General features: G+C 56.2%; 13 protein-coding genes. 10 read left to right on the top strand and 3 right to left on the bottom strand.

Annotated elements, in window-relative coordinates; translation table 11 throughout:
- The first annotated feature begins 230 nt into the window (after nucleotides 1–230).
- Nucleotides 231–1286 (top strand): metallophosphoesterase, encoded by a 1056-nt coding sequence (locus DXY38_RS10665; RefSeq protein ID WP_115071616.1) that lies wholly within the window; start codon nucleotides 231–233, stop codon nucleotides 1284–1286.
- 152 nt (nucleotides 1287–1438) lie between these two features.
- On the opposite strand, the gene psbA is transcribed toward DXY38_RS10665, so the two are convergent.
- Both psbA and DXY38_RS10655 read right to left on the bottom strand, forming a co-directional pair.
- Nucleotides 1439–2515 (bottom strand): photosystem II q(b) protein, encoded by a 1077-nt coding sequence (psbA, locus tag DXY38_RS10660; protein ID WP_011619775.1) that lies wholly within the window; start codon nucleotides 2513–2515, stop codon nucleotides 1439–1441.
- A gap of 162 nt (nucleotides 2516–2677) precedes the next feature.
- Nucleotides 2678–4018, bottom strand: coding sequence for a YcjF family protein (locus DXY38_RS10655; RefSeq protein WP_115071615.1), 1341 nt, complete (start codon nucleotides 4016–4018; stop codon nucleotides 2678–2680).
- Between the two features lie 158 nt (nucleotides 4019–4176).
- Here DXY38_RS10655 and DXY38_RS10650 point away from each other — a divergent pair, with 158 nt between their 5' ends.
- From DXY38_RS10650 to DXY38_RS10635, 4 genes are all read left to right on the top strand, one after another.
- Complete coding sequence (locus DXY38_RS10650; protein ID WP_006853210.1) at nucleotides 4177–5082, top strand: cation diffusion facilitator family transporter; 906 nt, start codon at nucleotides 4177–4179, stop codon at nucleotides 5080–5082.
- A 76-nt stretch (nucleotides 5083–5158) separates the two neighbouring features.
- The gene (locus DXY38_RS10645; protein WP_115071614.1) at nucleotides 5159–5677 is read left to right on the top strand and encodes a hypothetical protein; all 519 of its coding nucleotides are present in this window, start codon (nucleotides 5159–5161) and stop codon (nucleotides 5675–5677) included.
- A gap of 3 nt (nucleotides 5678–5680) precedes the next feature.
- Nucleotides 5681–6691: a tryptophan--tRNA ligase gene (trpS, locus tag DXY38_RS10640; protein WP_115071613.1), complete on the top strand. Its 1011-nt coding sequence runs from the start codon at nucleotides 5681–5683 to the stop codon at nucleotides 6689–6691.
- Nucleotides 6692–6937: 246 nt separating this feature from the next.
- Complete coding sequence (locus DXY38_RS10635) at nucleotides 6938–7612, top strand: glycoside hydrolase family 104 protein (protein WP_115071612.1); 675 nt, start codon at nucleotides 6938–6940, stop codon at nucleotides 7610–7612.
- Here the strand turns inward: DXY38_RS10635 and DXY38_RS10630 are convergent.
- Complete coding sequence (locus DXY38_RS10630; RefSeq protein WP_115071611.1) at nucleotides 7609–7926, bottom strand: DUF2605 domain-containing protein; 318 nt, start codon at nucleotides 7924–7926, stop codon at nucleotides 7609–7611. The two genes, DXY38_RS10635 and DXY38_RS10630, sit on opposite strands and share 4 nt — an antisense overlap.
- A gap of 25 nt (nucleotides 7927–7951) precedes the next feature.
- On the opposite strand from DXY38_RS10630, the gene thrS reads away from it, so the two are divergent.
- From thrS to DXY38_RS10605, 5 genes are all read left to right on the top strand, one after another.
- Nucleotides 7952–9805: a threonine--tRNA ligase gene (thrS, locus tag DXY38_RS10625; RefSeq protein WP_115071610.1), complete on the top strand. Its 1854-nt coding sequence runs from the start codon at nucleotides 7952–7954 to the stop codon at nucleotides 9803–9805.
- Nucleotides 9802–10212, top strand: a complete 411-nt coding sequence (locus DXY38_RS10620; RefSeq protein WP_115071609.1) for a DUF1824 family protein — start codon at nucleotides 9802–9804, stop codon at nucleotides 10210–10212. The genes thrS and DXY38_RS10620 overlap by 4 nt, the downstream gene beginning before the upstream one ends.
- Before the next feature lie 78 nt (nucleotides 10213–10290).
- On the top strand, nucleotides 10291–11364 hold the full coding sequence (locus DXY38_RS10615) for a glucokinase (RefSeq protein WP_115071608.1): 1074 nt from the start codon (nucleotides 10291–10293) through the stop codon (nucleotides 11362–11364).
- Between the two features lie 14 nt (nucleotides 11365–11378).
- Nucleotides 11379–12326: a homoserine kinase gene (thrB, locus tag DXY38_RS10610; protein WP_115071607.1), complete on the top strand. Its 948-nt coding sequence runs from the start codon at nucleotides 11379–11381 to the stop codon at nucleotides 12324–12326.
- 56 nt (nucleotides 12327–12382) lie between these two features.
- A complete protein-coding gene (locus DXY38_RS10605; RefSeq protein WP_115071606.1) occupies nucleotides 12383–13954 on the top strand; it encodes an NAD(P)H-quinone oxidoreductase subunit 4 in 1572 nt (523 codons plus the stop codon).

The following is a 13954-nucleotide window of genomic DNA, read 5'->3' as shown; positions in this document are numbered from 1 at the left end:
GCTGCCAGCCGTTAGCGCCGGAGCGCTGCTGGATGGTGGTAGTCATGAGAACGGATAAAGATGCCGAAAGGACAAGTCCATAAGGCGAAGAAAAACTGGACTGAACCAGTGAACAAAATTTAATTGAGTTGTGTTGCTTTGTGTTGCCCTTGGTATTGCTGCTCGTCATCACCCCCATAAGCCAAGCTAATTAATGGCCTGATCGCTGGGGTGCTCATAGCGTTAGGGAGATGCAAGCAAGTCGGCGCTTATTTCTGAAGCTGCTAGCAACCACGGCCGTGAGTCGATGGTTGCTTGATGGCGTTCATGCAGCAGCTCACAAAAAAAGCTCCGAAACAGATGTCGGCTCGGAGCGAGGGGATCTTCGCCTTGCATTGATTAGTGATCTCAATGGTCCTTATGGGTCGACCCACTACAGCGCAACCGTTGGACAAGGACTTGATCTGCTGTCTCAACTGAAACCAGATCTGGTGCTTTGCGCCGGCGACATGGTCGCCGGCCAGAAGATCAGCCTGACGGATTCCCAGCTTGAGGCGATGTGGAGCAGCTACCAATCCACGATTCTCAATCCGCTCCTTCAGAAGGGGATTGGAATGATCCCAACGATGGGCAATCACGATGCATCCAGCCAAAGATCAGGCTCTCGCTACGTTTTTGCAAGAGAGCGCATCCAGGCAGCGAGCTTTTGGGAACGTCAAAAAAACCAGCTTGGGCTGCAGTTCATCGACGCCAAGGATTACCCCTTCCAGTTCAGCGTTAGGCAGCCTGGCTTGTTCGTAGTCGTAATGGATGCCTCTTCCGCCAGCGTGGATCGAGGGCAACAGCGCTGGCTTGAGCAAGCCCTGGCCTCAGAGTCCAGATCTCCAGACGATTGCTGTTTGGTGATGGGACATCTCCCACTGACCGCCGTCAGTGTTGGTCGAGATCGTGCCGGTGAGTGCATCGAAGACGCCATGCATCTCACCGATTTAATGCAACGTCAACGGGTGGACCTTTATCTCTCAGGGCATCACCATGCCTGGTATCCAGGCGAACTCAAAGGACAGCGTGTCCTCAGTTTGGGAGCCATGGGAAATGGACCTCGTCGGTTGCTAGGTGCACAACACAAATCCGATCCGAGCCTCACACTCCTGGATCTCTTTCAAGCCACGAAAACCGTTCGCGAAACCACATTCAGCTTGAAAACAGCGGAGCCGATCAGCCCTGACTCCCTACCAATGCAGTTGAGATCAAAAGCATTCCCAAGCTTGGATCGAAGAAGCACGCACTGGTCCTACGGCTCCTAGAAAAGCGGCTTAAACGCATCTCCTTGCCGCTGTCAGCGCTCTCCCTCCAAAGCCACAAAAAACCAGCCATAAAACCCCAGGCACAAAAAGCCCCCTCCGTTTTGGAGGGGGCTTTCTAGTTCAGTTGATCTGAACTTTCGTTTGATTCCAGATCAACCGATTGCAGGTGCTTGAAGTGCCACAGGTGTGGACTCAACAGTTGCCAGGTCGAGGGGGAAGTTATGAGCGTTGCGCTCGTGCATCACTTCCATGCCGAGTCCGGCACGGTTCACCATGTCGGCCCAGGTGTTCAGGACGCGGCCCTGACTATCAAGGATCGACTGGTTGAAGTTGAAGCCGTTCAAGTTGAAGGCCATGGTTGACACGCCCATAGACGTAAACCAAATGCCAACAACAGGCCAGGCTCCCAACAAGAAGTGAAGGCTACGGCTGTTGTTGAACGAGGCGTATTGGAAGATCAGGCGACCGAAGTAGCCGTGAGCAGCCACGATGTTGTACGTCTCTTCTTCTTGGCCGAACTTGTAGCCGTAGTTATGGGACTCATTCTCGGTTGTTTCACGAACCAAGGAGGAGGTCACCAATGAACCGTGCATGGCGGAGAACAGTGAACCACCGAAGACACCAGCCACACCAAGCATGTGGAAGGGGTGCATCAGGATGTTGTGCTCAGCCTGGAACACCAACATGAAGTTGAAGGTTCCAGATATGCCCAAAGGCATGCCATCTGAGAAAGAACCCTGACCGAAGGGGTAGACAAGGAAAACAGCCATGGCTGCAGACAGCGGAGCGCTGTATGCAACACAGATCCAAGGGCGCATGCCCAAGCGGTAGGAAAGTTCCCACTGACGGCCCATATAGGCTGAGATACCGATCAGGAAGTGGAACACAACCAACTGATAGGTGCCACCGTTGTAGAGCCACTCATCGAGTGAGGCAGCATCCCAGATTGGGTAGAAGTGCAAGCCAATGGCGTTGCTGGAAGGAACAACAGCACCAGAAATGATGTTGTTGCCATAGAGCAGGGAGCCAGCGACGGGCTCGCGGATGCCGTCGATGTCAACCGGAGGTGCGGCGATGAAAGCGACGATGAAGCAGGTGGTTGCGGCAAGCAGGCAAGGGATCATCAGCACACCGAACCAACCGATATAAATACGGTTGTTGGTATCTGTGACCCACTGACAAAAACTTTGCCAGCTGCTTAAGCGACCGCTGCGTACGGCAGTTGCCATGAGGAAAAAATAAGAACGGGATCGATCAATCCATCCTTAAAAAGGACAATTGATCGAGCTCAAGATGATGAAAATGCCTCCACAATTCAAGGGAAACAAACGGATCTCATCATCTCGACAAGATTTTTAATGACAACTTCATGAACGATTCATGAAGTTGTGTCACGCACCGGCGTATCTGTGCGTTTTTAGCCATTCCCTGGCCTGATCGGCAAAACCAGGAAGATCCAAGCGTTCACGCTCTGCCGCCTTCGCCACCAGCAATGGTGCCTGACGCTTGAGATCGTCTAGGTCAGGCTGGGCAACGCCGGCATTAAGGGCCATCCAATCAGCCATTGATGCTCCCACAACCCTCGTGAGATAGGCAGCGCTGAGGCCTTGGAGCATCCCCGCAGCCAACCACGTACCGCCGTCAAGTTTGGCCATGCCAAGCAACGCTTGGCCACTCCACTCCACGACCCCCTGCCCAAGGGCTGCGGTCCCCAATTGGCGCGCCACAACCTGCAGCACGTCAGAGCTCCAAGGGCAGCTCCAGATCTGAGCCATTTCCTTCACCATCAAGCCGTTCACCACAGCCACAGCGAGAAGATCAACGCTTGGCACAGGAGAAGCAATCACCACACCCGCCACGATCCACTGACTCCTTTTGAGCAGAGAGCGGAATCGCTCACGACGCAACTGCTCTAGCTCTGCTTGCCAACGGCGATGCAGAGAGGTCAACAACCGTTGCTTGGTGATCTCGCGGCTCCGAGCCGGCTGAGCGAAATGACGTCGAACTGGGGACAAGCCCCGCCGTAAATCAGCAGACTCTCCACTCCAGAACAACAGTCGATCGCACCATGGCTTGGGTAACTGACAGGACAAAGCTTCCTGTCGTGCTTCACGCGAGTCCTGAACAGAATCCTGGATAAGCAACCAAGCCGGCCGATCGGTGGGCAACTGTTCCAACCGCAGTAGATCAGCTGCCCGGAGGGGCATGGGAAGTCCGTACAAAATCACATCGAGCGGCTCAAGCTCCTGAGGCCAGCTCCAAGCGTCGGCAACCACCGGTAAGGGCTTGGCAATGCATAGGTCAAGAGGATTGGCCCCTTGCAAAGCAGCTTGGAGCTCTGGAGTGCTCGGGTGGGTGGCTCCCTCACTGATCACCACTCCCACACTCAGGGGAGCCTGCTGAGCTTTCAAGCAATCAAGCTCCTGTTCTCGAGGTGATCGCAAGCCATCAAGACCCATCGACAACTCAAGCTCACTGAACTGCGCGAGCACCAACTCACAACGACGGATCCAGCCAGGGATGGAAGAAGGCTCTGAAAAAGAGGCAGGTTTGGAAGGACGGGTCAGCCACCAGGCGCCTGCGCCAAGCACCAAGAATCCCGCGCCACCGCCAGGAAGATGCACTATGTCGCTCAATAACCAGCTACCAAAGGCCAAGGTCCCTCCAGCCAGAGCAAGTTTCCCTGCGATGGATGGAATCAGCTTGATGGTGCTGATTGATGGAACCGGCATCAGCACAGCAAATCCATAACTTGAGCTTTCCTAGCTCACCTTTCTAGTCAGGACCAGCACTTGCGCACCTATGACAACTGGCAGCCCCGACTCCGTCCCTTCCAGCGAGATCTCTGAGCTGGGAATTCATATGGTTGGGGGGTCTATAGCTGACATCGATGGCCCGCGATCGTCGTCATGAGGTCAAACGGGTCTTAATGGTGGCCCTCACCATCAACGTGACCATGACGTTGCTCAAGATGGTGGTAGGTCTAGCGAGCGGATCACTCGCTGTCATCGCAGACGCGATGCACAGCGCGACCGACGCCCTTTCAAGTTTGACCGGACTGATCACAAATGGGCTCTCGGATCCGAAACCGGATCGTGATCATCCCTATGGCCATCACAAATATGAAGGAATTGGAGCTCTGGCGGTGGCCGGTTTCATCTTCTTCACGGCGATCGAAATTCTGATCACGTCCGGCGAACGTCTCACGGAGGGCTTGCCCGAACTGCGGATCAATGCAACGGAGCTGTTGCTGCTCCTGCTCGTGCTCGTCTTCAACCTTCTGCTCGCAAGCTACGAGCGACGTCAGGGACGCCGATTAAACAGTCAATTGCTCTTAGCCGATGCCCACCACACCACGAGTGACATCTGGACCACTGTGATTGTGCTCGTGGGACTCACAGGAGCCTGGCTGCTCAAGATCAGCTGGCTCGACGTCGCCCTTGCCATGCCGCTTGCCGTGCTTCTGATCCGTGTCTGCTGGCAAGTTTTACGCGACAACCTCCCCTGGCTTGTGGATCACATAGCCATTGCACCCGAAGCTATCAATGAGCAGGCGTTGGGTGTCCCTGGAGTCCTGAATTGCCATGACATCGCCAGCAGAGGAATCCTGGGACAACAAGTTTTTATTGACATGCACATGGTGGTGGATGTCGATGACCTGGTTGCGGCGCATCAAATTACGGAACGGGTCGAAGAGCGCCTGGAATCCCACTTCGGACCAGTTCGCTGCACCATTCATCTCGAACCTCGGGACTACGCCGAGCAAGTGATCACCTTTCGTGGAACCCATGGATAAGCAAGGAGATCAAGAAAGGAGGCCTCTAGAAGTTCGATGATGCGTCACACTTGCGCCTGATTCCAGGCCTCGGGCCATGACTGATTCCAACCGCGATTCCCGTCAACAGGGCAGACAAGGTGAGGGCGGCGGGGGCTCCCGTGGCGGCCGCAATTCCGGCAGCCGAGAAGGGGGCGGATTCCGTATTCGACTCAGTGACAACGAAATGCGTGCGGTGAGAGCCCTACAAGAGGCTTTCAATCTGCGTTCAACCGTTGCTGTGCTGGGGTTTGCGGTTCGCACTCTTGCTCAAATGCTGGAGGACGGACAACTCACGGAGCTGGTCGCTCAGCAGAAAGCCCAGGGCGGCGGACGGCGATCCGATGATGGACGCGGAGAAGGCAATCGAGGGGAACGGAATCGGACACCACGTCCTGATCCTTTTGCACGACCAGCAAAACCCCAACCGCCTGCACCTGAGCCAGAAGCTGCTTCGGAGCCAGAAGCTGCAGCAGAACCAGAGACTGCTCCTGAACAAGACGCGTCTTCAGACGCCAGCGCGAGTGATGCGACTGACACACAAGCGACTGACGACAACCCTGAGACAGGAGCCTGATCGATGGGGCGGCCGAGGGTTCTCTCCGGCGTTCAACCAACAGGGGCTCTTCATTTGGGCAACTGGTTGGGCGCCATTCGCAATTGGGTGGATTTGCAGCACGACAACGACACATTCTTTTGTGTCGTGGATCTGCATGCCGTCACCGTTCCGCACCAACCGGATCGCTTAGCGGAGGACACCCTCAGCACTGCAGCCCTCTACCTGGCCTGCGGTCTCGATCCAGCTCAATCCACCGTCTTTGTCCAAAGCCATGTCAAAGCTCACAGCGAGCTGTGCTGGCTTCTGAACTGCGTCACGCCCCTCAACTGGCTTGAGCGCATGATTCAGTTCAAGGAAAAGGCCGTGAAGCAAGGCGACAACGTGTCGGTAGGCCTTCTTGACTACCCAGTGCTGATGGCCGCCGACATCCTTCTGTATGACGCAGACCTTGTGCCTGTTGGCGAAGATCAGAAACAACATTTGGAATTGGCGCGCGACATCGCCCAACAACGCATCAACGCGCGCTTCGGCTCAGAGGATCAACCGCTACTGCAGGTGCCCAAGCCCTTGATCATGCGCGAAGGGGCGAGGGTGATGAGCCTCACGGATGGCCGCAACAAGATGAGCAAAAGCGATCCAAACGACAACAGTCGGATCACCCTGCTTGATCCACCTGCCCTGATCACCAAAAAAATTAAACGCGCCAAAACGGACCCTCAAATGGGTCTTGAGTTCAGCAACCCTGATCGACCGGAAACCGACAACCTCCTAGGCCTCTACGCGCTGCTGAGTGGCAAAGGCCGGACAGCCGCGGCCGCGGAATGTGCAGAGATGGGCTGGGGCACGTTCAAGCCCCTCCTGGCAGAGGCCGCCGTGAGTGCTCTTGAGCCGATCCAAAGCCGATACAACGAACTGATGGAAGATCGCGCCGAGCTGGAGAACGTGCTGAAACAAGGCCGTGACCGGGCTGAAGGCGTGGCCACAGCCACCGTGGATCGCGTACGCAAAGCCATGGGCTTCCTGGCGACTTAATGATTGAAGGGACCTTCGAAAAGATTATCTAATGTTTAAAGCTTGCTGAGAAGTCTTGACGCCAAACCCGAGAAATACCAGCAATAACCAGCCAAACCAGCGTGTCTCGCGAGTCTCACGCAGGGATTAATTAAGTGTTTCTGCTCATGCACAACCAGCACTCACTCGTCAAGACCGGTCCCAAGCGCCTCGCCAAAGGCTTCCCATCCTGACGAAGGTGGCGGTTCCATTACGGAACATCACCTTTTGCTGAGCTCCTTCAACAAGCTGCCTCTTGCCGTCTTACCTTCTGTCCGCCAAGCGAGCGGTGTTGGTGTTCTCAGCGTGGGGTTGCTATTGGGTCTCGGACACAGCCTTCATGCTGAACGCTCCAGCGAAAGGGTTGAACAAGCAGAAGAAGTGGCATCAGCACTTCAACAGGACGTCAAGACGGATCACAAAGCCACTCCTTATTCGATCACTCCGGAACGACGCGCCCTGCTCAACACCATTCGCTATGCGGAAGGGACCTGGAAGGACGGCAAAGACCTTGGCTATCGCACCCTCTATGGAGGCGGCCAGTTTCAGGATCTCTCCAAACATCCAGAGAAGGTGGTCGTGAAGCGTTACGTCAGCGCCGCTGCAGGGGCCTATCAGTTTTTGCCAACCACCTGGCAAGAGGTTTCAGGTCGTTTGAAATTGCCTAGTTTTTCTCCAGAACACCAAGACCAAGCGGCTCTTCATCTGGTCAAGAGACGCGGAGCCCTCAACGAGGTGGACCAGAAAGGCTTAACGGCTGAAGCCATGAATAGCCTCGCTCCTGAATGGGCTTCCTTTCCCACCCATTCGGGACGCAGTGCCTACGGTCAGCCCGTCAAAACACACGCTGAGCTAGCAAGTTTCTATTCAAAAAATCTGCAGAAGCTTCGTCAAGGCGCCTAGAGCGAGTTCTTCGCTTTCGCCTCCGAAACCCAGGCTGCGAGACCCCAAACCTCGATCACGAGCTGATGCCAAGGAGTCATCGACTCCATCGAGATGGCCATCGCCGCCGGAGTGGCATTCACAAGGGCTCTGGTGGCCGTAATGGCCCGAAGACCTTCATCAATGCGCACCCCCATCGCTTCGCGTTCGTCCGGAGTCATCACGGAATCCGGGCATGACGCTAGAAGCTCCTGGCCACGCTTGAACCAGTGGTTGAAGTCGTTGAGCAAAGAGTCCAACAAGGATTCGAGCAGAGCATCCGCGTCCTGATTCATTGCTTGTTCAACGCACCCCCATAGGATGGCGGGCCCTGAACAGGAAACGGTGAGCAGCGTCGCAGCAACCACTCCAGCCCCTACCGCGCCTGTGGTTCTGCCCAAGACCAGCGACAGCGAGAACCTGCTGAAGATTCGCCACTCGATGAGCCATGTGATGGCCATGGCGGTTCAGAAGATGTTTCCCCAAGCCCAAGTGACCATTGGTCCCTGGACTGAAACAGGCTTTTATTACGACTTCGATAATCCAGAACCCTTCACGGAAGCCGATCTCAAGGCGATCAAGAAGGAGATGGGAAAAATCATCGGCCGCAAGCTCCCGTTAGAGCGCATTGAAGTCAGTCGCGATGAGGCAGAACGTCGCATCAAGGCCCAAAACGAACCCTACAAACTGGAAATTCTCGAGCGCCTGGTCGAGCCAATCACGCTCTACACCCTGGGGGAACAGTGGTGGGATCTCTGTGCTGGCCCGCATGTGGCCAACACGAGCGAACTGAATCCAAAAGCCTTTGAGCTCGAAAGTGTGGCCGGTGCTTACTGGCGTGGTGACGAAACCAAGGCTCAGCTCCAACGTATTTACGGCACTGCATGGGAAACCGCCGAGCAACTGTCTGAGCACAGACGCCGCAAAGAAGAAGCACTCCGTCGGGATCACCGCCGCCTCGGCAAAGATCTCGATCTGTTCTCCATCGAAGACGAAGCGGGAGCCGGACTTGTGTTCTGGCATCCCCGGGGCGCACGCATGCGTCTGCTGATTGAAGACTTCTGGAAGCAAGCGCATTTCGAAGGGGATTACGAACTGCTGTACACGCCCCACGTCGCGGACATCAGTCTCTGGAAGACCTCAGGTCACCTCGACTTCTATGCGGAAAGCATGTTTGGCCCCATGGAGGTGGATGAGAGGCAATACCAGCTCAAACCGATGAACTGTCCGTTCCACGTTTTGACCTACGCCAGCAAACTGCGCAGCTACCGGGAACTTCCGATCCGATGGGCGGAACTCGGAACTGTTTACCGCTATGAGCGACCTGGGGTGATGCATGGGCTCATGCGAGTGCGTGGCTTCACGCAAGACGATGCACACGTTTTCTGCCTACCAGAACAGATCAGTGATGAGATTTTGCGCATCCTCAATCTCACAGAAAGAATTCTGTCGACATTCGATTTCAGCAACTACGAGATCAACCTTTCAACCAAACCAGACAAAGCCATTGGCGATGACGCTGTCTGGGAACTCGCCACCAAAGGCCTGATCGAAGCTCTTGAGCGCAAGGGCTGGGACTACAAAATTGATGAGGGTGGCGGAGCCTTTTACGGACCCAAAATCGACCTGAAAATCGAGGATGCGATTGGGCGGATGTGGCAGTGCTCCACCATCCAGCTCGATTTCAACCTGCCTGAGCGTTTCGCCCTTGACTACATCGCTGCTGATGGCAGCAAACAGCGCCCGATCATGATTCACCGGGCCATCTTCGGGTCACTGGAACGGTTTTTCGGAATCATGACCGAAAACTATGCGGGAGATTTCCCGTTTTGGCTCGCTCCAGAACAGATCCGGCTGCTTCCCGTCACCGATGAAGTTCTGGGTTACGCGGAAGAATTGCAAACCCAGCTCAAAGCAGCTGGAATTCGCGCCAGCATTGATCGCAGTGGAGACCGCCTCGGGAAGCTGATCCGTACGGGTGAGCAGATGAAAATCCCAGTGCTCGCTGTGATTGGAGCCAAAGAAGCTGAACAGGGCGCTGCCAGCCTGCGCAGCCGCCGCGATGGTGACTTGGGTGTGATCACCAAGGAGCGTTTGATCTCAACAGCACAATCGGCAAACCAAGAACGGCAGGCATCGCTCTCTTTCGCCGGCAGTGGGAGCATCGGGGAATGAGCGATCCAGCCATCACGGCTCTGGCCGACCTCAATCGATTGCGCACGGCCCCAGCGCTCAGTGCGCGCGAGCGCAAGGATCTCAAAAGCGAACTCATCGCTGCGATGCAGCCTTTCTCCTGGTTCACGGTTGGCGTCATGGCCTCCTCGTCCACGGAAGCCATGCGCTGTCTTCGCGACCTTGAACTGGCGATGGGATGGCCTGCCATGCGGCTCGAAGACGAGACGGGCATTGACAGCGGCGTTTTTCTCAAAGCCAACCAATCCACCGGTTTCATTCGCATCCGAGAGGAGGCGGGACTGGGAGAAGGCGTCTTGATCAGCGGACATCAAAGCGAGTTAGCACAAGTTGGCTCACAGTCAGGTCCGACCTGGGGGCCGCTGCCTCTGGACCTTTTTCGAGACTGAGCGTTCCAGACACGCATCAAGACTTGTCGATTTCGAGCACAGCCATCAGCCTTGAGCTGAGATGCGCCGACAGATCCAATGCAGGCAACCACCTACCTGGCCGGGGATCTCGGTGGCACCAAAACGCTCTTAGCGATCTACAGCGATCAAAACGGCAAGCTGAAACAAGAGCATGTCCAGCGTTACGTGTCGGCGGAATGGACGTCTCTCGACTCGATGCTCAAGCACTTCCTGCAAACGCGCCCAGACACCAACGGCACGCCTCAAACCAGTTGCTTTGCCGTCGCAGGTCCGGTTAAAAACCGTGCCGCTGAACTCACCAATTTGGGATGGAGCATCAGCCAGGAGTCGTTGCAACAATCGGCGGGTTTGGAGCGCGTTGAGCTCGTCAACGACTTCGCCGTTCTGATCTACGGCCTTCCGCATTTCAGCGACAGTCAGCAGATCACGCTTCAAGCCGGATCAGGATTGGATTCCGAAGACAGCCAAGCCGAGCAAGGTCCCGTCGCCATTCTTGGAGCGGGAACAGGCTTGGGGATGGCTCGGGGACTTCCGAGCAAGACAGGCTTGATTGCGTTACCCAGCGAGGGGGGGCACAGAGAGTTCGCTCCCCGTTGCAACGATGAATGGGCCCTTGTGCAATGGCTCAAGCGCGATCTCTCCCTCGAGCGAATCTCCGTGGAGAGAGTTGTCAGCGGAACCGGTTTGGGCCATGTCATGAACTGGATGCTCCAGCAGGCGGAGAACGCAACGCACCCGCTTCAAGAGAAAGCCAAGGCATGGAGATACAACACACCAGACCAACCCGGCTATCACGATCTCCCCGCTTCCACATGCCAATACGCCCAAGCCGGCGACCGCATCGCGAACGCGGCGATGACCCTATGGCTCAGTGCCTACGGAGCAGCGGCCGGGGACCTGGCACTCCAAGAGTTGTGCACGGGTGGGCTCTGGATCGGTGGGGGCACAGCCGAAAAAAACCAAGATGGTTTGAAGTCCATGCATTTTTTAAATGCCCTGCGCCAAAAAGGGCGGTTTCAGCCGTTTTTGGAAGGTTTAACGGTGCGAGCTGTCATCGATCCGGGAGCTGGTCTGTTTAGTGCTGCTTGCAGAGCACGAGAACTGGCTGAGTCGAGTGGGACACTGACCTGAGTGGAAACGCAGGGATGGCGCAGCCGCGTATCGGCCAAACAGTGGTGGTGGACGTTCCCGCTACCACCGCCAACATTGGTCCAGGATTCGACTGTCTAGGCGCTGCTCTGGATCTCAACAACCGTTTCACCATGCGTCGCATTGATGGCGATGGAGAGCGATTTGAACTGATCATCGAGGGACAGGAGGGGTCTCATCTACGGGGAGGACCAGACAACCTCGTGTATCGAGCCGCTCAGCGGGTCTGGAAAGCAGCCGGCCAGGAGCCCATCGCCATTGAGGCTCGCGTGCGTTTAGCCGTTCCTCCAGCCAGGGGGCTAGGCAGCAGCGCCACAGCCATCGTGGCGGGACTCGTGGGTGCCAATGCCTTGGTTGGAGAACCTCTCAGTCGAGAAAAACTGCTGGAGCTCGCCATTGATATCGAAGGACACCCCGACAACGTTGTGCCTTCGCTGCTGGGAGGACTGTGCATGACAGCCAAGGCTGCATCTCAACGCTGGCGCGTGGTGCGTTGCGAATGGATGCACAGCATCAAGGCAGTCGTTGCGATCCCCGCCATTCGTCTCAGCACCAGCGAAGCGAGACGGGCCATGCCCAAATCGGTTCCCATCGGGGATGCAGTCGTCAACCTTGGCGCCCTCACCCTGCTTCTGCAGGGCCTAAGGACCGGAAACGGCGATTTGATCTCAGACGGAATGCATGATCGGTTGCATGAGCCCTATCGCTGGAGGCTCATCAAAGGCGGGCAGGAAGTGAAAGAAGCTGCGCTAGCGGCTGGAGCCTGGGGATGTGCCATCAGCGGCGCTGGGCCGAGCATCTTGGCGCTTTGCGCAGAAGAGAGAGGGCCTGCCGTCAGTCATGCCATGGTGAAGGCTTGGGAAGCGGCGGGCGTCGCTAGTCGCGCTCCACTGCTTAACCTTCAGACGGCAGGGAGCCACTGGCAACCCAAAGACGCTGAGTAAAATTACTCAGCGCAGCCCCTGGGGCTGATAAGTTCAATCACAATCTTGCGAATGCCATGGACGCCAATTTGCCGCTGACGGCTGCGTCCCAGGCAGCGTTCCCCTGGCTCTCGCTCATCGTTTTGCTTCCTGCAGCGATGGCTCTATTGATGCCGTTGCTTCCAGGAGACGACGCGCAGCAATCTCCTTTGCCGCGAAATCTGGCCATCGGCGTCCTCCTCGTCGATCTCGTCCTGATGCTGGTGGTCTTTAGCCGGCATTTCGACCCCAGCGATAGCAGTCTCCAGCTCGTGGAACGTGTGAGCTGGGTTCCATCAATCGGTTTGGAATGGTCCCTCGGAGCCGATGGACTTTCAGCGCCACTGGTGGTGCTCAGCGGACTCGTCACGCTGTTATCCGTAGCCGCCAGCTGGAACGTTCAACACAAGACCAAGTTGTACTTCGGTCTTTTGCTGGTCCAGGCCTCAGCCCAAGGACTGGTCTTCCTCTCGCAAGATTTCCTGCTGTTCTTCCTCGCTTGGGAGCTGGAGCTCGTCCCTGTGTATCTCCTGATTGCGATCTGGGGCGGAAGCAATCGTCAATATGCAGCCACAAAATTCATCCTCTACACCGCTGTCGCATCCCTGCTGATCCTGATAAGCGGTCTTGCCTTAGCTCTCTCCGGAGACACGTTCACGCTCAACCTGACTGAACTTGCTGCGCGTTCTCCTGGTGGAACGTTTGGATTGCTCTGTTACCTCGGATTCTTGATTGGCTTTGGGGTGAAGTTACCGATGTTTCCGCTTCACACCTGGCTCCCCGACGCCCACGGAGAAGCCAATGCTCCGGTATCGATGTTGCTCGCTGGTGTGTTGTTGAAAATGGGCGGATATGCCCTGTTGCGCTTCAACGTTCAAATGCTTCCGGAAGCGCATCTTGTTCTTGCGCCAGCACTCATCGTTCTCGGCATCGTCAACATCATTTATGGAGCGTTGAATGCCTTCGCTCAAGACAATGTCAAACGGCGCATCGCCTGCAGCTCCGTTAGCCATATGGGCTTTGTGCTGCTTGGAATCGGTGCCGTGGATGCCCTCGGCCTGAGTGGTGCCATGCTCCAAATGATCAGTCACGGACTGATTGCCGCGGCCATGTTCTTCGTGACTGGCTGTTTTTACGAACGCACCAAAACCCTGTCTATCCCCAACATGGGCGGACTTGCCAAGGTGCTGCCAATCACCTTTGCCTTTTTTCTCGCCAGCTCCCTGGCGTCCCTTGCCCTTCCAGGCATGAGCGGATTCATCAGTGAAATCACTATTTTCTTGGGCGTCACCAATCAGGAAAATTTCACCACCTTGTTCCGCGTCACCACCGTGGCCATTGCCGCGATTGGTCTGGTGCTCACCCCGATGTATCTCCTCTCCATGTGCAGGCGCGTGTTCTTCGGGCCACGAATCCCGGCGTTGGCCTTCATCGATGACATGCGGCCTAGAGAACTGGTGATCGGGCTCACCCTGATGGTTCCCACATTGGTGATTGGCGTTTGGCCCCGTATCGCCATGGATTTCTACGAAGCAGCAACCGATGCTCTCGCCAGTGATCTCGGCACTCATAGCCTGATTGCACTCACGACCCTGCTGCCGGCGGGCTGA

Source organism: Synechococcus sp. UW179B (genome assembly GCF_900474245.1).
In the GTDB taxonomy this organism is placed as follows: Bacteria; Cyanobacteriota; Cyanobacteriia; order PCC-6307; family Cyanobiaceae; genus Synechococcus_C.
This window is presented reverse-complemented; position numbering and strand designations above follow the sequence as displayed.